An 18,672-nucleotide genomic window follows, 5' to 3' on the forward strand; every position below is an offset into this window, starting at 1 on the left:
TTTCAAAGAGGCGGCAGATCGTGAGCCGCTTTTTAAAGCAGGCCCTTGCGCCACAGCGCCATCAAGTCCATGGTCAGCGCCACGCTGCAATGCAGCGCGATGCCCAGCCAGATGGAACGGTAGCGGTAGCTGAGCGCGCCCAGCGCGACGCCGGCTACGATGGCGGCCAGGCTCTCCAGCAGCGGTTTCTCAAAATGGATCATGCAGTAGGGCAGCACCATCACGAAGACGGCGCTGACGCCCAGCCGCGGTTTGAGGCCGTGCACCATATAGCCGCGGAAGAAGAATTCCAGCGCGGCGAACTGGGCGAAATACAAGAGCTCCCACAGCAGCCAGTGCGGCCATAAGCTCTCGCCTGGGCTGAGCCGGAAGAAGGGGTAGATCTTCAAAAAGCCCGGCTGGCCGGACGCCCACCATACCAAGGGCAGCATCACGGCGTAGAACAGCGGAAACAGCTTCAGATCGGTTTTTAGCGTGGCGCGGTCCGGCCAGGCCAGGCCGAAATCGGCCAACGGGCGGCGGTCCAGCAGGCGGATGGCCAGCAGCGGCAGCAGGCAGTAGCTGACGATGCTGGCCAACGCCCAGTAGGCGGCGCGGTAGAGATCGGTGTCTGGGTTGTGGGTGACCTGCTGGCGGAAGGACAAGCCCAACGCCGGCCACCATTGCTGCAGCCCGTCCAGCATCCAGTAGCGGTTGGCGGGGTAGTAGAGCAGGGTCAGGCACAGGCAGCTGACCAGCAGCACGCCGGCGGCCTGGCGGTCGGCCGGCGGCAGGGTGGGCAGGCGCGGGACAGCGGCCATGTCAGCGCTCGCGGCGCATGAAGTCGCGCGGGCGGAAGCCGAGCGCGAACAGGGTGGCGAAATAGGTCAGCGCGCCGGCGGCGACCAGCAGGCTGAGCCAGGACACGCGCTGCCAGGCCGGGCCGTGCCAGTGCACCGGCAGCAGCCATTGCAGCGCCAGCAGCACCGCGGTCATCGCCAGGATGGCGACGACCATCTTGCCGAGGAAGCCGCGCCAGCCGGCGGAGGGCTGGTACAGGCCGCGGCTCAGCAGCGCGCGCAGCAGCAGGCCGGCGTTGAGGCAGGAGGCGAGGCCGATGGACAGCGCCAGGCCGGCGTGTTTGAGCGGAAACACGAAGGCCAGGTTCATCACTTGGGTCAGGCACAAGGTGATCAGCGCGATGCGCACCGGGGTCTTGATGTCCTGGCGCGCGTAGAAGCCGGGCGCCAGCACCTTGACCAGGATCAGGCCGAGCAGGCCGAAGGAGTAGGCGATCACCGCCTGTTGCGACATCAGCGCGTCGTGGGCGGTGAACTTGCCATAGGTGAACAGCGTGGCCAGCAGCGGACCGGACAGCAGGCCCAGGCCCACCGTGGCCGGCACCGCCAGCAGCAGCGACAGACGGATGCCCCAGTCCAGCAGCACGCTGAATTCGCCGTCGGAGCGGGTGGCGGCGTGTTTGGACAGCGAGGGCAGCAGGATGGTGCCCAGCGCCACGCCCAGCACGCCGGACGGGAACTCCATCAGCCGGTCGGCGTAATACATCCAGGATACGCTGCCGGTGGGCAGGAAGGAGGCGAAGGTGGAGTTGATCAGCAGCGAGATCTGAGCCACCGACACGCCGAAGATGGCCGGCCCCATCTGTTTGATCACGCGCCAGACTTCCGGATCGCGGAAAGCGAACACCGGGCGCGCCAGCATGCCTATCCGCTTCAGGAAGGGCAGCTGCCACACCAGTTGCACCAGACCGCCGACAAACACCGCCCAGGCCAGCGCCATGATGGGCGGGTTGAAGTGGCTGCTGAAGAACAGCGCGAATACGATGAAGCTGAGGTTGAGGAAGGTGGGCGTGAACGCCGGAATCGAAAACTTGCCCCAGCTGTTGAGCACGCTGCCGGTCATCGACGACAGAGAGATAAAAAAGATATAGGGAAAGGATACGCGCAGAATGTCGGCGAACAAGGCCGCCTTGGCGGGTTCGCGATAAAAGCCTGGCGCGGAAATCCACATGATCAGTGGCGCGGCCAGCATGCCGACGGCGGTGACCAGCAGCAGCACCGAGCCCAGCACGCCGGTGATCTTGGCGATGAACTCGCGGGTTTCCTCTTCGCTGCGCTGGTTCTTGTATTCGCCGAGAATGGGCACGAAAGCCTGTGAAAACGCGCCTTCGGCGAACAGGCGGCGCAGCATATTGGGAATCTTGAAGGCGGCGTTGAAGGCGTCGGCGGCCATGCCGGCCCCGAAAACGCGGGCGATGATGGTATCGCGGACCAGACCCAGGATGCGGGACACCATGGTCATGCTGCTGACAGCAGCCAGAGCCTTGAGCAGATTCATGTTGCGGGTGGTTTATCTAGCGTTGAGCAAGCCCGCTAGTGTACGCCGCCAGGTTTATTGTTGCAAAACCTGAGTTTAGGGCTTAGAATCGCGGGTTTCAGATTCCGCTCATCAGGAGAAAGATTCATGGCTAACAGCGCACAAGCTCGCAAGCGTGCACGCACAGCCCTTAAGCAGCGCGCGCACAACGCCAGCCTGCGTACTGCGTTCCGTACCGCAGTTAAGAAAGTGCTCAAGGCAGTTGAAGCAGGCGATAAAGCCGCTGCCAAGGTAGTGTTCCAGACTTCCGAAAAAGTGATTGACCGCATTGCTGACAAGGGCGTGTTCCACAAGAACAAGGCCGCTCGTCACAAGAGCCGTCTGTCGGCTCAGATCAAGGCCATGGCCTGATCACAGCCCAGCGCTGAAGAATACGCAAAGGCTCCGCATCGCGGAGCCTTTTGTGTGTCTGGCGCATTGATTTCCCTCGCTGGAGGCATGGCTATGTCGGGATGGACGGCTTGGGCGCTGGCTTTGTGCGCGGCGCAGACCCTGGCGGCGGAACTGCCGCAGCAACTGGCCGATTGCGGCCGCCTGGCGGACGCCAGGCTGCGTCTGGCCTGCTACGATGGGCTGGCGGCCGCTGTGCCCGCCGCTGCGGCGCCCGCAGCGCCGTCTTCCGCGGCCGCCGCGCCTCCGGTGCGCCCGCTTCCGGCCGCCGGCGTAGAGCCGGATGCCGCGCCGGCTCCCAGCCGGCTGGCCGAAGCCTGGGATCTGGACGGGCGCTCGCGCGGCGACACCTTCGGGTTTCGCTTATACCGCCCCAATTACTATCTGCCGGTCTGGCAGATGGCCAAGCCCAATAACGAGCCGCAGTCGCCGACCCGGCCGCCCAGCCAGACGCCGGGCGGGGAACTGGACAAGACCGAGGCCAAGTTCCAGCTGTCGTTCAAGACCAAGGTGTGGGAAGACATTTTCGATACCCCGCTGAACCTGTGGTTCGCCTACACCCAGCAATCGCATTGGCAAATCTACAACCAGGCGCATTCCGCGCCGTTCCGCGGCACCGACTACGAGCCGGAACTAATTCTTACCTTCCCCTTGCCGTCCGCCTGGGCCTGGGGCGACACCCGGCTGCGTATGGGCGGCCTGGGTTTGTTGCATCAATCCAACGGCCGCGCCAATCCCTTGTCGCGCAGCTGGAACCGGGTGTACGCGATGGCGGCGCTGGACAACGGTCCGTTCACGCTGCAAGGCCGCTGGTGGGCCAGGCTGCCGGAGTCCGGCGACAAGGACGACAATCCCGACATCGTCAAATACATGGGGCACGGGGATCTGCAGGCGATCTACCAGTACCGCGGCCAGACTTTCAGCGCCATGTGGCGGCCCAATTTCGACAGCGGCAAGCATGGACTGCAACTGGACTGGAGTTTCCCGGTGAAGGGCAAGCTGCGCGGTTATGTGCAGGCTTTCGACGGTTACGGCGAAAGCCTGATCGATTACAACGTGCGCACCCGCGCGCTGGGCGTGGGGCTGACGATGAGCGACTGGCTGGAGTGAGTCTCGCCAGCTTTGGAGTTCGCTGCGCGGCTGTTGAAAAGATTGTGAACAGGCCCGAAGCAGGCCCGCCCATGGGCGGGCCCTGCGCTTATTGCAGCAGCGCGGCCGCCTGGCGCGCCATTTCGCCTTCCTCGTCGGTAGGCAGCACATAGGCCGCGCGCGGGCTGGCGGCGGTGGTCAGCCGCCGCGCCTGGGCCAGATTGGCGGCCTGGTCGGCTTCAAAGCCCAGCCAGGCCAGCTGTTGCAGCACCCGGCCGCGCACTTCCGGCGAGTGCTCGCCCACGCCGGCGGTGAACACCACCGCGTCCAGCCCCTTCATCGCCGCCGCCAGGCTGGCCACTTCACGCGCCACCCGGTAACAGAACAGCTCGATGGCCTCGCGCGCCGCCGGCAAATCGCTGGCCAGCAGTTCGCGCATGTCGGAGGACAGGCCGGAGACGCCGAGCAGGCCGGAGTTCTTGTACAGCTCGCGCCTCACCTCGGCCACGCTCATGCCGGCTTGTTCCTGCCAGTAGAGAATGACTTCCGGATCGATATAGCCGGGGCGGCTGCCCATCATCAAGCCGTCCACCGCGGAGAAGCCCATGCTGGACGCCATGCTGCGGCCGGCGTCCAGCGCGCAGGCGCTGGCGCCGCTGCCCAGGTGGCAGACCACCACTTTGGCGCGCTCCAGGCCCAGCTCCGGCAGCCGCCGCGCGATGGCGGCGTAGGACAGGCCGTGGAAGCCGTAGCGGCGGACGCCGTCGTCGTGCCAATGGCGGGCGATACCGAAGCGGGTGGCCACTTCCGGCTGTTGAGCGTGGAAGGCGGTGTCGAAGCAGGCGAACTGCGGCAAACGGGCGTCGTATTCCTCGAAGGCGGCGATCACCGACAGGCTGACCGGCTGATGCAGCGGCGCCAGCGCCACGTAGTCCTCCAGCTGGGCGCGGATGTCGGCGTCCAGCCGCATGGCGGCGGTGAAACGGCCGCCGCCGTGCACCACGCGGTGCACCACGGCCAGCGGTTCCAGCTGCTGATCGGCCAGGCTGTTGATCACCGCGGCGATGGCGCTGCCGCGGCTGCCGTCGTCCAGCGCGTGGCGGTTCAGCGTCTGGCCCTTGCCGTCCAGCAATTGCAGCTCCGGCTTGGCCTGGCCGAAGCGGTCCACCATGCCGCGCGCCAGCAATTGGCGGCCGTCCGGCGCGAAGGCGCGGAATTTCAGCGTGGAGGAGCCGGCGTTGACGGCGAGCAGCACCCGGCTCATGTCCGCTGTCCGCTTTGCCGGCGTTTGTGCGCCAGCAAATTGGCCACGGCGGCGGAGGCGAGGCGGCCGTTCGCGTCGTCGGCGCGGCTGGTCAGCACGATGGGCGCGCGCGCGCCCATCACGATGCCGGCGGAGGCCGCGGCGGCCAGATACGTCAGCTGCTTGCCCAGCATATTGCCGGCCTCAAGATCCGGCACCAGAAGGATGTCGGGATCGCCGGCCACCGGCGAGACGATGCCCTTGCTGTCGGCGGCTTCGCGCGAGATGGCGTTGTCGAAAGCCAGCGGGCCGTCGAGGATGGCGCCGGTGATCTGACCGCGGTCCGCCATCTTGCACAGCGCGGCGGCGTCCAGCGTGGAGCGCATCGCCGGATTGATGGTTTCCACCGCGGCCAGGATGGCCACCTTGGGCTGGCGTATGCCCAGCGCCTGGGTCAGATCGATGGCGTTCTGACAGATGTCGCGCTTGGTCAGCAGGTCCGGTTCGATATTGATCGCGGCGTCGGTGATGAAGAGATAGCGCGGATAGGTCTCCACCTTCATGATCCAGACGTGGCTGATGCGGCGGTCGGTACGGATGCCGGTGCCGCGCGCCAGCGCTTCGCCCATGAATTCGTCGGTGTGCAGGCTGCCCTTCATCAGGATGTCGGCGTAGCCGTCGCGGACCAGGCTCACCGCCTGTTCGGCGGCGGCGTGGCTGTGCGGCACGTCGACCAGCTCGAAGCGGCTCAGGTCCACTTCCAGTTCGTCGGCCAGCTTGGCCAGCCTGGCGGCGGGGGCCACCAGGATGGGGGTGGCGATGCCGTGGTCGGCGGCTTCCACCGCGCCCAACAGCGCCTCGCGGCTGCAGGGGTGGGTCACCGCCATCGGCAGCGGGCCCAGGCCGACGGCCTGTTGCAGGATGTCGGAAAAAGCGTGTTCGTCGCGTGTCATGGCGTGCTCCCTCAGGCCTTGATGTGATGGCCGCCATCGACATAGATGGTCTGGCCGGTCAGGCCGCGGGCGGCTTCGGAGATCAGGAAGGCGCAGGTGGTGCCCACGTCCTCGATTTCCACCAGGCGGTTTTGCGGCGCGCGGGCGATGGCGTCCTCAATCAACTGGTCGAAGTGGGCGATGCCGGAGGCGGCGCGGGTTCGCAAGGGGCCGGGGGACACCGCGTGCACGCGGATATTCTTGGCGCCCAGCTCGCTGGCCAGGTAGCGCGACACGCTTTCCAGCGCCGCCTTGACCGGACCCATGATGTTGTAGTTCTCCACCACCTTGTCGGCGCCGTAATAACTCATGGTGATCAGGCTGCCGCCCTGGCTCATCAAGGGTTCGGCCAGACGCGCCATTTCGATGAAGGAGTAGCAGGACACGCGCATCGCCTGCTGGAAGCCTTCCAGCGAGCAGTCTGTGACGCGGCCGTGCAGATCGTCCATCGGACAATAGGCGATGGAGTGAATGACGAAATCCAGTTTGCCCCATTGCTGACGAATGGCCTCGAACACCGCTTCCATCTGCCCCGGCTGTTCCACGTCCAGCGGCAGCACCAGCGGCGAACCCAGCTGGTCGGCCAGCGGACGCACGTATTTTTCCGCTTTCTGGTTCAGGTAGGTGACGGCGAACTCCGCGCCCAGGTCGCGCAGCACGCTGGCGCAGCCGTAGGCGATGCTGTTCTCGTTGGCGATGCCTACGATCAGGCCTTTCTTGCCGGCAAGAATGTTGCGAATGCTTTCCATCTGACCCTCTTGGTAAACCATGTGACCTCCGGGATTTGTAGGGTTGCAGGGCAGTATTGCGGGCTAATGAAGCAAAGGGATTTTTGTATTGACGATTCAGTCGGATATAATCGACGATTTGGCGGGAACGAAGGCTTGATCTTGGGGGCGTTCGTCCGCATCTGTCCGACTAGGCATGCCGAGCGTAAGTTCACGCTCGGATAGTGCAGTGCAGCATGAGTTCGGTTTATTATGCCATCATGATTACTGGTGGGGAAGCAAAGCTATGCCAATCTACGAATACCGTTGCGGCGCCTGCGGCGTCGCCAAAGAGCATCTGCAAAAACTCAGCGACGAGCCTGTCGCGCAATGCCCGGCCTGCGGCAGCGCGGAGTACCGCAAGCAGCTGTCCGCGGCCGGCTTCCAGCTGAAGGGGTCCGGCTGGTACGCCACGGACTTCAAGGGCGGCGCGTCCGCGTCCGGCTCTTCCTCCTCCGCGTCTTCGGACAGCGGCGGCGGTCATAGTTGCGGCACCGGCTGTGGGTGCGCGTAAACCTCGATGACGCCGCAAATCAAAATGACGCTTAAGGGCTATCTCGTCACCGGCTTGCTGGTGTGGCTGCCCTTGGCCGTGACGCTGTGGGTGTTGAACCTGATCGTCACTTCGCTGGACCAGACGCTGAACCTGTTGCCGCAGGAATGGCAGCCGGAGGCCTTGCTCGGCTTCCATCTGCCGGGCCTGGGCGTGGTGCTGTCGGTGCTGATTCTGTTGGGCACCGGCATGCTGGCCGCCAATGTGCTGGGTCAGCGCGTGCTGGACATGTGGGACGCGCTGCTGTCCCGCATCCCGGTGGTGAAAAGCATTTACAACAGCGTCAAGCAAGTCAGCGACACGCTGTTGTCCGACTCCGGCCAGGCCTTCAAAAAGGCGCTGCTGGTGCAGTTCCCTCATTCCGGCATGTGGACGGTGGCGTTTCAAACCGGCCCGCTGCCTGAAGTCGTGTCCGAATCGCTGTCCGACGACGAGTTCATCGGGGTCTACGTGCCCACCATCCCCAACCCGACCTCGGGTTATTTCGTGATGGTGGCCAAGAAGGACACCCGCGCCTTGAACATGAGCGTGGACGAAGCGTTGAAATACGCGATCTCCATGGGCATGGTGGCGCCGAACCCGCCGCCGGCCGCCCAGCGTCCGCGTCTGAACGACGAACATAATCGGCAGGGCTAGACCGACACCCTGTCTAGCCCTTAACGCCTTTCTTTCCCCCGGGCGGGGAAGCCTCACCGAATTTGAATAAAAGGGTTTACCCAAATGCGTACCGACTATTGCGGACTTATTGACAAGAAATACCTCGGCCAGACCGTTACCGTGAAGGGCTGGGCTCACCGCCGCCGCGACCATGGCGGCGTGATCTTCATCGACCTGCGCGACCGCGAAGGCCTGGTGCAGGTGGTGATCGATCCGGACACCCCGGAAGCGTTCCAGCTGGCCGATAGCAGCCGCGGCGAATACGTGCTGTCCATCACCGGCATCGTGCGCGAGCGTCCGGCCGGCACCGCCAACAGCAAGATGATTTCCGGCGAGATCGAAATCCTGGCCAAGGGCATCGAAATCCTCAACGCAGCCGCCACGCCGCCGTTCCAGATCGACGACGAGAACCTGTCCGAGAACGTGCGCCTGACCAACCGCGTGATCGATCTGCGCCGTCCGGCGATGCAGAAAAACCTGCGTCTGCGCTACAAGGTGGCGATGGGCGTGCGCAACCATCTGGACAAGCAGGGCTTCATCGACATCGAAACCCCGATGCTGACCCGCTCCACACCGGAAGGCGCGCGCGACTACCTGGTGCCGTCCCGCGTGCACCCGGGCGAATTCTTCGCGCTGCCGCAATCGCCGCAGCTGTTCAAGCAATTGCTGATGGTGGCCGGCTTCGACCGCTACTACCAGATCACCAAGTGCTTCCGCGACGAAGACCTGCGCGCCGACCGTCAGCCTGAATTCACCCAGATCGATATCGAGACCTCGTTCCTGAACGAGGACCAGATCATGGACATCACCGAGGGCATGACCAAGGAGATCTTCCGCGACGTGCTGGGCGTGGAACTGCCGCAGTTCCCGCGCATGACTTACGCCGACGCGATGTTCTACTACGGCTCCGACAAGCCGGACATGCGCGTGGACCTGAAATTCACCGAACTGACCGATGTGATGAAGTCGGAAGAGTTCAAGGTGTTCCGCGGCGCGGCCGACATGGCGGGCGGCCGCGTGGTGGCCCTGCGCGTGCCGGGCGGTTCCGGCCTCAGCCGCAAGGAAATCGACGACTACACCCAGTTCGTCGGCATCTACGGCGCCAAGGGTCTGGCCTACATCAAGGTCAACGACGCCAGCAAGCCGACTGAAGAAGGCCTGCAGTCGCCCATCGTCAAGTTCCTGTCCGCTGACGGCCTGAAAGCCATCATCGAGCGCACCGGCGCGCAAAACGGCGACATCATCTTCTTCGGCGCGGACAAGGCCAAGGTGGTGAACGAGGCCATCGGCGCGCTGCGCATCAAGATTGGCCACGAACACGGCCTGGCCAACGGCTACTTCGTCAAGGAATGGCGCCCGCTGTGGGTGGTGGACTTCCCGATGTTCGAGCACGACGAGGACGACGACCGCTGGACCGCCTGCCACCATCCGTTCACCAGCCCGAAGCAGGGCCATGAGGACCTGATGGCCACCAATCCGGGCGCCTGCCTGGCGCGCGCCTACGATATGGTGCTGAACGGCTGGGAAATCGGCGGCGGCTCCATCCGTATCCACCGCGCCGAGATCCAGGAAAAAGTGTTCGGCGCACTGAAGATCAGCCCGGAAGAGCAGCAGAACAAGTTCGGCTTCCTGCTGGACAACCTGAAGTTCGGCGCGCCGCCGCACGGCGGCCTGGCCTTCGGCCTGGATCGTCTGGTGACGCTGATGTGCGGCGCGGAGTCCATCCGCGACGTGATCGCCTTCCCGAAAACCCAGCGCGCTCAGTGCCTGCTGACCAACGCGCCCAACGCGGTGGACGACAAGCAGCTGCGCGAACTGAACCTGCGTCTGCGTCAGAAGGCCGAGCCGTCCGCTTGATGCCGGTTTGACGCGATGCCGACGGCCGCTGCCATGCAGCGGCCGTTTTTTATTCCGGGCCGGTCGGAGACGTCGGCTTGAACCTTGCGCTTTTGGCCCAATCTAATAGCGGCCTCATACTTGTAAGCGAGCGCCTGCCGGGCCGACATTGCAAAACTTTATCGCAACGATATGGATTTACAATTTGCCGATGTCGGCGGCCCTGTTTTATAAAGCCTCGCATTCCGCCGCGTTTCCCGATGCCCGAACAGGGAAGCGCAGTCATACCAAGACCTTTAAGGAGATCCGCAATGGCCGTACTCGTTGGCAAACAAGCCCCCTTCTTCGATGGCGCGAAAACCTTCTCCGCCGTGCTGGGCGATGGTCAGATCGTTGACAACTACTCCTTCAAGCAAGCTACCGCCGGCAAGTACGCGGTAGTGTTCTTCTACCCGCTGGACTTCACCTTCGTGTGCCCGTCCGAGCTGATCGCTTTCGATCACCGCCTGGCGGACTTCAAAGCCAAGAACGTGGAAGTGATCGGCGTGTCCATCGACAGCCAGTTCTCCCACGCCGCATGGCGCAACACCCCGGTGGAAAAAGGCGGCATCGGCCAAGTTGGCTACACCCTGGTGGGCGACATCCAGCACGAACTGTGCAAGGCCTTCGACGTTGAAGCCGACGGCGGCGTCGCTTTCCGCGGCTCCTTCCTGATCGACCGTTCCGGCGTGGTGCAGCACCAAGTGGTGAACAACCTGCCGTTGGGCCGCAACGTCGACGAAATGCTGCGCATGGTTGACGCGCTGCAATTCACCGAAGAGCACGGCGAAGTGTGCCCGGCCGGTTGGAACAAGGGCAAGAAAGGCATGAAGCCGAGCGCCGAAGGCGTGGCTTCCTACCTGGCCGAAAACGCCAAGGACCTGTAATCCGTCTTTAACGGATTGCGTCCGACCCTGCCCCGCGCGCCTTGGCCCGCGGGGCTTTTTCTTGCGCGGCCTTGGCGGGTTTGGCGCATTGCTCGCTATAACTAACAATAAGTTTCCAAAATAGGACAGGCCCAAGCCATGTCTTTGCCGATCAGCCAGCTGGACAGCTTCACCATGCTGCATGCGATGCGCTCCACCCACCTGTCCGTGCCGCACGCCTTATTGGGCGCGGCCCTGCTGACCGGTCTGGAATGGGGGCGGGCGCCGCTGGTGGCCGCCTTGCTGTGGCTATTGCTTTTCAGCCTGCTGCTGCTAAGCCTGTGGGGCACCACGTGGCGCGCCTGCCGCTGCCCCGAGCACGACGCCTGGCAGATCGCCGCCTTGCATAGGCGTTTTTCGGCGCAGATCGTCGCCGCGGGCGCGGGCTGGGGCCTGGCCGCCTGGATTCTGATGCCCGGCGACGATCTGACTTACAGCCTGATCGTGGTGCTGTGGGGCATCGCGGTCAGCGCGGTGCAAGGCGCGATGCTGTCCGCGCGCCGGGAGCTGTTTTACGGCTTCGTCGGCCCGCTCTGGGGCCTGCTGCTGCTGCGCATGTTTCTCTCGCCGGAGGCGGTGCTGCGCTGGGTGGGCGCTTCCGGCATCATCTATTGCCTGTCGCTGACGCTGTTCACCGCCTTATTGCATCGCTTCGCGCTGGAATCCATGGGGCAGCGCGCCGAAAACGCCAGCCTGATGCGCGAGTTGACGCTGGAGCAGACGCAGCTGGACAGCTACAACGCGATACTGGAGCGGCAAAACATAGAACTGGACGGCGCCGTGGAGCGCATCAGCGAACTGGCCTCGCGAGATCCCTTGACCGGGGTGCTGAACATGCGAACCCTGATGCGGGAAATGGAGCGCCTGTTGGAGCTTTCGGAAACCCAGGGCGCGCCTTTCGCCATCGCCATCATCGACCTGGACCATTTCAAGCGCATCAACGACAGCTGCGGCCATGCGCGCGGCGACGAAGTGTTGCAGCAGCTGTGCGAGCTGGCGCAGCAGGCCCTGGCGGACGGCGAGCTGTTCGGCCGTTACGGCGGCGAGGAATTCCTGTTGCTGGCGCCGGCCTGCAGCGGCGCCGAATTGAGCCGGCGCATGGAAACGCTGCGCGACAAGGTGGGCGGCTGGGACTGGCGGCGCTGGACCGGCGACTTGCCGGTGACCTTGTCCTGCGGCGTGGCCGCCTGGCGGTCGGGCGTGGACCCGCTGGGCTTGCTGCAACAGGCGGACAAGGCCTTGTACCAGGCCAAGGCGCAGGGGCGCGACCGCGTCTGCCTGGCGAGAGAGGCCGGGGCGTGAGGCGAAGACTGGGCATTCTGATGCCGTTTCCCTGGCAGGCCGCGCACCCGCAGCTGGAGGCGGAGCTGGTGCGCCAGTTCGTCTCCATGCTTCAGCTCTCTATCCTGCAGTCCTTCATCGCCATTCCCCTGTTTGGCGTGCTGATGTACGGGCACGCGCCCGGCTGGCGCATCCTGTGCTGGGTGGGCATGTTCCTGCTGATGCAGCTGCTGTTCGCGCGCCTGGTCTACCGTTTTCGCCGTTACGCGCATACCCAGGACCAGGTGTTCCGGCATTACCAGGCGCTGCGGCAACTGATGCTGTTCAGCGCCTTGGTGTGGAGCATGATGATGTGGTTCATGTTTCCGCAGGAGGAAGGGCCCTACCGCATCGTGGTCGTGCTGTGGCTGGCCGGCGGCTTCGCCGCGGTATGCCTGCTGCTGGCGCCGTGCCGCGATCTGCACCTGACCTTCTTCGTCGGCTACTGGGTGTATCCGCTCTACCGCTTCCATTGCGAGGGCACCTTGCTGTACAGCGCCTTGCTGGTGGGCGCGATGATCTTCATCCTGGTGCAATGGGAGTTCCTGTCCAGCTTCAACCCCCTGCTGCGCGACACAGTAAGGCTGCGCGAGCGCAATGCGGTGGTGCTGCGCCGGCTGCAAGATCTGTACGCGGAAAGCGCGGCCAAGCGGGAACTGCTGGAACAGCGCAGGCAGATGCTGCAGCAGGCGGCGGAGCAGATGCATCTGCTGGCGGACTCCGACGTGCTGACCGGCTGTTTGAACCAGCGGGCCTTGCGCTGCCGCATGGCGGAGCTGGATCAGTCCGACGCGGGCCCCTGGAGCCTGGCGATGCTGGATCTGGACGAGTTCAAGCAGGTGAACGACCGTTTCGGCCACTTGGTGGGCGATCAGGTGCTGCAGCAGGCGGCCAAGCACATCGCCTCCTGTCTGGAGGCCTGGATGACGCTGGCGCGCTACGGCGGCGAGGAGTTCGTGGTGCTGGCGCCGGGCTTGGCGCCGGAGGGCTTGGCGGAAAGAATGGAGGCGGTCAGGCTGCGCCTGGCGCAGGCCCAGTTGGACGGCTTGCCGGAGGGCTACGCGCAGACGGTGTCCATCGGCGTGGCGGGCCAGCCGCCGCTGAACGGCAGCCAGCAGGCCTTGTTGCAGGCGGACGCAGCCTTGTACCGCGCCAAGGCGTCCGGCCGCAACCGGGTATGCCTGTGGAACGCGGAGCCGGAGCGGGGCCAGGCCGGCTGAGCCGCTGATCAAGGCCCGCCGCGTTTCGCGAGCGCCGCTCCGGCCGGCTCGCGCGTCGCCTGTGCATGCCGTTTCTTCAGCTGTTTTCGCCTTGTCTCGCGCGGGCTTGCGAGAGTTTGTACGGGTTTGGGGGCGCCGGCTCGGGCTCATTAGCGAGCATGGCGCGCAGCGCCGGCTGCTGGATCAGCGCCGACAGACAGACGGCGGCGGCGCACAGCCACCATAGCGCAATGCCGCCCACGGCGCCGTACAGCCAGGTGCCCAGCGCCGGGGCGAACAGGGTGCGGCCCTGCCACACCGCGTTGTACAGCCCCAGATAGCGGCCGCGAAGGCGGCCTTCCGAGCGGTGCATCACCAGCATGGCGTAGCAGGGCGACACCAGCAGTTCGCCCAGCGTCAGCGTCGCCATCATCAGCACCGCCCACAGCGGACCCTGGCCCAGGGTCAGCCACAGGAAGGCGAAACCGGTCAGCAGCACCCCGGCTTGAGTGCTGGCCAGCAGGCCCCAATCCAGAATGCGACGGCTGATGGCGATCTGCAGCGCCACCACCATCAGGCCGTTCAGCGTGAACAGATAACCCACCCATTGCGGCCCCAGCTGGTAATGCTCGCGCAGGAACAGTCCCAGCGTCACATAGATCTGGTCGAATACCGCGGTCATCAGCACCATGCCCAGCAACATGCGCAGAAAGGGCGCGTCGCGCCAGGGGCCTTGGCGGCCGCCGGCGTCTTCGCCGGCCCGCGGCGGCTCTGCGTGGGCCGCGCCGGCGCGGCGGTAGGCCCAGGCCAGCCATAGCGCCGCGCTCAGCGTGGCGGCGGCGTTGGCGGCGTAAACCCAGCCATAGCCGATGGCGGCCAGCGAGCCGCTGAGCAAACCGGCGCCGGCGACGCCCAGGTTGAAGGCCACCCGCAACATACCCTGGGCCACCGCGCGTTGCCGCGGCAGACAGGGCTCCAGCGCCAGGCGCAGATTGACCGGCCGGAAAGCGCCGTCGGCGAAACCGGAGACCAGCAAGACCGGCGCGAACAGCCATAGCGGGATGGCCAGCGCCAGCAACAGCAGGCACAGGCCGGAAACGGACAGGAACAGCGTGGCCAGCTTGCGGCCGTCGAAGCGGTCGGACATAGAGCCGCCGTTGAGGGAACCCAGCAGCGCGCCGGCGCCGTAGGCCGCCATGGTCAGGCCGATCTGCGCATAGCCCAGCTGGTAGCTCTCGCGCAGATAGAGCGGCAGGAATAGTTTGGAGATGCCGCCGATATTGTTGATCAGGCTGCACAGCACCTGGATGTAGACCGTGGCGGGCAGGCCGCGATAGGGGGACAGCAGGCGTTTCAGCCAGGGGGAGGGGGGCGGGCGGCTCATAAGAATCCAGGATATGATTATGCTTTTGACTTATCTTGCTGCGTTGCAACGAAGAAAGTCAACACCATGAATATCCGTCCGCCCGGGACGCCGCGGCTTTTCAGCTCAGCGGCAGCTTGGCCTTGACCGTGCGCATCATCGCGGGCTGGGCGGCGGCGACCGGGTGCAAGCCATCCGGCTGGAACTTGGATAGATCGGCCTCGAATCCGGCCACCAGCAGCGGAACGAAGGACAGGCGCTCGCGCCTGGCCAGGTCGGCGTAGGCTTTGCGGAACTCGGCGCCGTATTGCGGGCCATAGTTCGGGGGCAGGGCCATGCCCACCAGCACCACCTTGGCCTTGCTTTGTTTGGCCAAGGCGATCATCTTGGACAGGTTGCCGCGCATTTGCTCCAGCGGCAGGCCGCGCAGGCCGTCGTTGGCGCCCAATTCCAGCACCACGATGTCCGGGCGATGGCGCGCCAGCGCGTCCGGCAGGCGGGCCAGGCCGCCGGCGGTGGTTTCGCCGGAAATGCTGGCATTGACGATGCGGTGTTTCGCCCCCATCTCCTTGGCGAGCAGGCTGACCCAGCCCTGGCCGGGAGAGAGGCCGTAACCGGCTGACAGGCTGTCGCCGAAGACCAGTATCGTCGCGGCGGACGCCGGCAGCATCAGCAGGCACAGGCCGGCGGAAAGTAGAACTTTGCTTAGTATCGAGCGCATAAATGAATCCAATTGAAACCCAGGCGGTGTTGGCGGCCAGCGAGTTGGCCAAGCAGGTGCATTTCCACGGCGAGCCGCTGAACATCCTGCGCAGCGCCACGCTGACCCTGTATCCGGGCGAGAGCGTGGCCATTGTCGGCGCTTCCGGCTCCGGCAAGTCTACCTTGTTGTCCCTGTTGGCGGGGCTGGATCATCCGTCCGGCGGCGAGGTGTCCTTGTTCGGCCAGGCGCTGTCCGGCTTGAGCGAAGACGCGCGCGCGCTGCTGCGCAGAGACAAGGTGGGGTTCGTGTTCCAGAATTTCCAGCTGATGCCGCAACTGACCGCGCTGGAAAACGTGATGCTGCCGCTGGAGCTGGCCGGCCGCGCCGACGCGCGCGAAGCGGCGCGGCAGATGCTGGACCGCGTCGGCCTCAGCCATAGGCTGGGCCATTATCCGCGCCATCTGTCCGGCGGCGAGCAGCAGCGGGTGGCCTTGGCGCGCGCCTTCGTCATTCATCCCGGCCTCTTGTTCGCCGACGAACCCACAGGCAATCTGGACCCGCACAGCGGCCGACAGATCATCGATCTGCTGTTCCAGCTCAACGCCGAACAGGGCACCGCCCTGGTGCTGGTCACCCACGACACCGAGCTGGCCAGCCGCTGCGACGCCATCTACCGGCTGGTGGAAGGCAAGCTCAACGGGGCGCGCTCATGACTCTGGCCGGCCGCTTGACCCTGGTGTTGCGCTTCATCCGCCGCGAACTGGTGTCCGGCGAACTGACCATCCTGGCCCTGGCCCTGGTGGTGGCGGTGATGGCGATGAGCAGCGTGGCCTTTTTCTCCGATCGCGTGGAACGCGCGCTGACCACCCAGGCCACGCAGCTGCTGGCCGCCGACCTGGTGCTGAACGGCAATCAGCCGGCGCCGGAACCCATCCGCCGCGAGGCGGAAAAGCGCGGTCTGCGGCTGGCCGACAACATCAGCTTTCCCTCCATGGTGTTTTCCGGCGGTCAGGCGGCTTTGGCCACGTATAAATCGGTCAGCGACAACTACCCCTTGCGCGGCGAAGTCAGCGTGCGCCTGGCCGACGGCCGCGTGGAAACCGGCAGCCTGCGGCCGGCCGCGGGCACCGCCTGGGCCGACGCCCGCCTGATGCGGCGCTTGAAGCTGAAACTGGGCGACACTCTGGGCGTCGGCGGCGCGCAACTGCGGCTGGCCGGCGAAATCGTCCGCGAGCCGGACGGCGCGATGGACCTGTACAACTTCGTGCCGCGGCTGATGTTCAACCGCGCCGACCTGGCCGCCACCGGCCTGATCCAGGAGGGCAGCCGCGCGCGCTGGCGGCTGATGTTCGCCGGCGACGACCGAGGCATCGCCGACTTCCGCCAGTGGCTGGACAAGGCCAAGCCCAAGGACGCGCGGCTGGAAAACGTCGAGGAGGCGAGGCCGGAAGTGCGCACCGCGCTGGAGCGCGCGCGGCGTTTCCTGGGCCTGACCGCGATGTTGACCGTGGCGCTGGCGGCGTCGGCGGTGGCGCTGGTGGTCCGCCGCTATCTGGCGCGCCATTGGCAGCAGGTGGCGGTGCTGCGCTGCCTGGGCCTGACGGCGGGCGAGGTGTGGGGGCTGTTCGTCAGCCTGTTCCTCTTGCTGGGCCTGCTGGCCGGCGCCTTGGGCACCGCCGGCGGCTTCGGCGTGCAGCTGGCCTTGATGCGCTTGGCCAGCGGCTATGTCGGCGAAATACTGCCGGACCCGGGCTGGCTGACCTGGCTGGTGGGGCCGCTGGCCTCGCTGGTGTTGCTGGCCGGCCTGGCTCTGCCGCCCTTGATGGGCATACGCGACGTGCCGCCGGCCGCGGTGCTGCGCGATGAATTGACGCCGACCCGCCAGGGCGTGCTGGCGCCCTTGCTGGCCCTGGTGGCCTTGCTGGGCCTGGCCGCCTGGCAGGTGGGCGATCTGGCGGTGGCCGGCTGGCTGCTGGCCGGCATGCTGGGCTTCTTCGCCGCCGTGGGCGCGCTGGCGCTGGGCGTGGTCTATCTGATGCGGCGGCTGCCGCGCGGACGCCGGGTGGGCTGGCGCTTCGGCATCGCCAATATCGCGCGCCGCCACTGGCTGGCGGTGATCCAGATCGTGTCCTTGTCGGTGGGCCTGATGGCCTTGCTAACGCTGACCATTGTGCGCGACGACCTGATCGGCGCCTGGCAGCGCAGCGTGCCGGCGGACGCGCCGAATAAATTCGTCATCAATATCCAGCGCCACCAGCTCGACGGCGTGCGCAACGCCTTCGCGGTGGAGGGGCGCGCGGCGCCGGAGCTGGCGCCCATGGTGCGGGCGCGGCTGATCGCGATCAACGAGCATCCGGTGCGGCCGTCGGCTTACGAGGACGAACGCGCGCGTCGGCTGGCCGAGCGGGAGTTCAACCTGTCCTGGCGCGACGAATTGCCGCCGGGCAACAAGCTGACGGCGGGCCAGTGGTGGCAGCCTCAGAAACGGATTCCGCCGCAGTTCTCGGTGGAGCGCGAGCTGGCCGCCACCTTGGGCATCAAGCTGGGGGACACGCTGGTCTTCGATCTGGCCGGCACCGCTTACCGCGCCAAGGTGAGCAGTTTGCGGGAAGTGCCGTGGGACAGCTTCCGCGTCAATTTCTTCGTGATCGGCACGCCGGGCCAGTTCAGCCAGCAGCCGGCCAGCTGGATCACCAGCTTCCGGCTGGAGGCGGCGGACGAGGACTTCGTCAACCGCCTGGTGGGCGAGTTTCCCAATCTGACCGTGATCGACGTCGGGGCGATCCTGAGCGAGGTGAGGGCGATGATGGACAAGCTGTCGCGCGGCATCGAAGCCATGTTCGGCCTGGCCCTGGCCGCCGGCGTGCTGGTGTTGTGGGCGTCGCTGGCGGCCACTCGCGACGAGAGGCTGTTCGATGTCGGCCTGATGCGGGCGCTGGGGGCGTCGCGGCGGCAGGTGCGCAGCGTGGTGCTGGCGGAGCTGGCCTGGTTGGGCGCGTTTTCCGGTTTATTGGCGGCCTTGGGCGCCATGGGCATCGGCGCTTTGGCTTCGGTCAAATTGTTCAATCTGCCCTTGGTGTTCAATCCGTGGCTGTTGCCCGCCGGCGTCGCCAGCGGCGCGCTGGTGGTGGTGGTGGCCGGTTGGCCGCTCGTGGGGCGGGTGACCAGAACGTCGCCGATGGCGGTGTTGAGAGCGATCTGAGTGTAGTGGTCAAAGCT

17 protein-coding genes are annotated in these 18,672 nt (G+C 65.7%); 10 read left to right on the forward strand and 7 right to left on the reverse strand.

Features of this window, described 5'->3' with window-relative positions; translation table 11 throughout:
• Positions 1-32 precede the first annotated feature (32 nt).
• Positions 33-800: a CPBP family intramembrane glutamic endopeptidase gene (locus QUG03_RS08235; protein ID WP_500819826.1), complete on the reverse strand. Its 768-nt coding sequence runs from the start codon at positions 798-800 to the stop codon at positions 33-35.
• Position 801: 1 nt separating this feature from the next.
• Positions 802-2,337 carry a murein biosynthesis integral membrane protein MurJ gene (gene murJ, locus QUG03_RS08240; protein ID WP_500819827.1) on the reverse strand — a complete coding sequence of 512 codons (1,536 nt, stop codon included), beginning with the start codon at positions 2,335-2,337 and terminating at the stop codon, positions 802-804.
• 126 nt (positions 2,338-2,463) lie between these two features.
• On the opposite strand from murJ, the gene rpsT reads away from it, so the two are divergent.
• The gene (gene rpsT / locus QUG03_RS08245) at positions 2,464-2,727 is read left to right on the forward strand and encodes a 30S ribosomal protein S20 (protein ID WP_048409254.1); all 264 of its coding nucleotides are present in this window, start codon (positions 2,464-2,466) and stop codon (positions 2,725-2,727) included.
• Positions 2,728-2,820: 93 nt separating this feature from the next.
• Complete coding sequence (locus QUG03_RS08250; protein WP_500819828.1) at positions 2,821-3,876, forward strand: phospholipase A; 1,056 nt, start codon at positions 2,821-2,823, stop codon at positions 3,874-3,876.
• A gap of 88 nt (positions 3,877-3,964) precedes the next feature.
• Here the strand turns inward: QUG03_RS08250 and QUG03_RS08255 are convergent, their stop codons facing one another.
• The 3 genes from QUG03_RS08255 to fabI are packed head-to-tail and all read right to left on the reverse strand — an operon-like array spanning position 3,965 to position 6,839.
• Positions 3,965-5,119 carry an acetate/propionate family kinase gene (locus QUG03_RS08255; protein WP_500819829.1) on the reverse strand — a complete coding sequence of 385 codons (1,155 nt, stop codon included), beginning with the start codon at positions 5,117-5,119 and terminating at the stop codon, positions 3,965-3,967.
• A complete protein-coding gene (locus QUG03_RS08260; protein ID WP_235084438.1) occupies positions 5,116-6,051 on the reverse strand; it encodes a phosphate acetyltransferase in 936 nt (311 codons plus the stop codon). Before QUG03_RS08260 ends, QUG03_RS08255 begins: the two co-directional genes overlap by 4 nt.
• A gap of 11 nt (positions 6,052-6,062) precedes the next feature.
• Entirely contained in the window at positions 6,063-6,839 is a 777-nt protein-coding gene (gene fabI / locus QUG03_RS08265; protein WP_107801628.1) for an enoyl-ACP reductase FabI, read from the reverse strand.
• A 265-nt stretch (positions 6,840-7,104) separates the two neighbouring features.
• Here fabI and QUG03_RS08270 point away from each other — a divergent pair, with 265 nt between their 5' ends.
• The 6 genes from QUG03_RS08270 (at position 7,105) to QUG03_RS08295 (ending at position 13,408) form a co-directional block, all read left to right on the forward strand.
• The gene (locus QUG03_RS08270) at positions 7,105-7,371 is read left to right on the forward strand and encodes an FmdB family zinc ribbon protein (RefSeq protein ID WP_107798100.1); all 267 of its coding nucleotides are present in this window, start codon (positions 7,105-7,107) and stop codon (positions 7,369-7,371) included.
• 6 nt (positions 7,372-7,377) lie between these two features.
• Complete coding sequence (locus QUG03_RS08275; protein WP_081550658.1) at positions 7,378-8,046, forward strand: DUF502 domain-containing protein; 669 nt, start codon at positions 7,378-7,380, stop codon at positions 8,044-8,046.
• A gap of 84 nt (positions 8,047-8,130) precedes the next feature.
• Positions 8,131-9,924: an aspartate--tRNA ligase gene (aspS, locus tag QUG03_RS08280; RefSeq protein ID WP_500819830.1), complete on the forward strand. Its 1,794-nt coding sequence runs from the start codon at positions 8,131-8,133 to the stop codon at positions 9,922-9,924.
• Between the two features lie 290 nt (positions 9,925-10,214).
• Positions 10,215-10,829: a peroxiredoxin gene (locus QUG03_RS08285; RefSeq protein ID WP_107798102.1), complete on the forward strand. Its 615-nt coding sequence runs from the start codon at positions 10,215-10,217 to the stop codon at positions 10,827-10,829.
• A 138-nt stretch (positions 10,830-10,967) separates the two neighbouring features.
• Complete coding sequence (locus tag QUG03_RS08290) at positions 10,968-12,170, forward strand: GGDEF domain-containing protein (protein ID WP_500819831.1); 1,203 nt, start codon at positions 10,968-10,970, stop codon at positions 12,168-12,170.
• Positions 12,167-13,408: a GGDEF domain-containing protein gene (locus QUG03_RS08295; protein WP_500819832.1), complete on the forward strand. Its 1,242-nt coding sequence runs from the start codon at positions 12,167-12,169 to the stop codon at positions 13,406-13,408. Before QUG03_RS08290 ends, QUG03_RS08295 begins: the two co-directional genes overlap by 4 nt.
• A gap of 76 nt (positions 13,409-13,484) precedes the next feature.
• Here QUG03_RS08295 and QUG03_RS08300 read toward each other — a convergent pair whose 3' ends face one another.
• Both QUG03_RS08300 and QUG03_RS08305 read right to left on the reverse strand, forming a co-directional pair.
• Positions 13,485-14,771, reverse strand: a complete 1,287-nt coding sequence (locus QUG03_RS08300) for an MFS transporter (RefSeq protein WP_500819833.1) — start codon at positions 14,769-14,771, stop codon at positions 13,485-13,487.
• A 100-nt stretch (positions 14,772-14,871) separates the two neighbouring features.
• A complete protein-coding gene (locus QUG03_RS08305; protein ID WP_107798106.1) occupies positions 14,872-15,471 on the reverse strand; it encodes an arylesterase in 600 nt (199 codons plus the stop codon).
• Between the two features lie 2 nt (positions 15,472-15,473).
• On the opposite strand from QUG03_RS08305, the gene QUG03_RS08310 reads away from it, so the two are divergent.
• Positions 15,474-16,166, forward strand: a complete 693-nt coding sequence (locus QUG03_RS08310) for an ABC transporter ATP-binding protein (protein ID WP_048414370.1) — start codon at positions 15,474-15,476, stop codon at positions 16,164-16,166.
• Positions 16,163-18,655 carry an ABC transporter permease gene (locus QUG03_RS08315; protein WP_253313787.1) on the forward strand — a complete coding sequence of 831 codons (2,493 nt, stop codon included), beginning with the start codon at positions 16,163-16,165 and terminating at the stop codon, positions 18,653-18,655. Before QUG03_RS08310 ends, QUG03_RS08315 begins: the two co-directional genes overlap by 4 nt.
• The last annotated feature ends 17 nt before the right edge of the window (positions 18,656-18,672 follow it).

The sequence above is a fragment of the Chromobacterium sp. CCUG 30098 genome (assembly GCF_059916605.1).

Coding starts and splice junctions, on each gene's coding strand:
- QUG03_RS08310 (WP_048414370.1), top strand. CDS start 15,474: ATGAATCCAATTGAAACCCAGGCGGTGTTGGCGGCCAGCGAGTTGGCC.
- QUG03_RS08290 (WP_500819831.1), top strand. CDS start 10,968: ATGTCTTTGCCGATCAGCCAGCTGGACAGCTTCACCATGCTGCATGCG.
- QUG03_RS08250 (WP_500819828.1), top strand. CDS start 2,821: ATGTCGGGATGGACGGCTTGGGCGCTGGCTTTGTGCGCGGCGCAGACC.
- QUG03_RS08285 (WP_107798102.1), top strand. CDS start 10,215: ATGGCCGTACTCGTTGGCAAACAAGCCCCCTTCTTCGATGGCGCGAAA.
- aspS (WP_500819830.1), top strand. CDS start 8,131: ATGCGTACCGACTATTGCGGACTTATTGACAAGAAATACCTCGGCCAG.
- QUG03_RS08260 (WP_235084438.1), bottom strand. CDS start 6,051: ATGACACGCGACGAACACGCTTTTTCCGACATCCTGCAACAGGCCGTC.
- QUG03_RS08270 (WP_107798100.1), top strand. CDS start 7,105: ATGCCAATCTACGAATACCGTTGCGGCGCCTGCGGCGTCGCCAAAGAG.
- QUG03_RS08235 (WP_500819826.1), bottom strand. CDS start 800: ATGGCCGCTGTCCCGCGCCTGCCCACCCTGCCGCCGGCCGACCGCCAG.
- rpsT (WP_048409254.1), top strand. CDS start 2,464: ATGGCTAACAGCGCACAAGCTCGCAAGCGTGCACGCACAGCCCTTAAG.
- QUG03_RS08315 (WP_253313787.1), top strand. CDS start 16,163: ATGACTCTGGCCGGCCGCTTGACCCTGGTGTTGCGCTTCATCCGCCGC.
- QUG03_RS08275 (WP_081550658.1), top strand. CDS start 7,378: ATGACGCCGCAAATCAAAATGACGCTTAAGGGCTATCTCGTCACCGGC.
- murJ (WP_500819827.1), bottom strand. CDS start 2,337: ATGAATCTGCTCAAGGCTCTGGCTGCTGTCAGCAGCATGACCATGGTG.
- QUG03_RS08300 (WP_500819833.1), bottom strand. CDS start 14,771: ATGAGCCGCCCGCCCCCCTCCCCCTGGCTGAAACGCCTGCTGTCCCCC.
- fabI (WP_107801628.1), bottom strand. CDS start 6,839: ATGGAAAGCATTCGCAACATTCTTGCCGGCAAGAAAGGCCTGATCGTA.
- QUG03_RS08255 (WP_500819829.1), bottom strand. CDS start 5,119: ATGAGCCGGGTGCTGCTCGCCGTCAACGCCGGCTCCTCCACGCTGAAA.
- QUG03_RS08305 (WP_107798106.1), bottom strand. CDS start 15,471: ATGCGCTCGATACTAAGCAAAGTTCTACTTTCCGCCGGCCTGTGCCTG.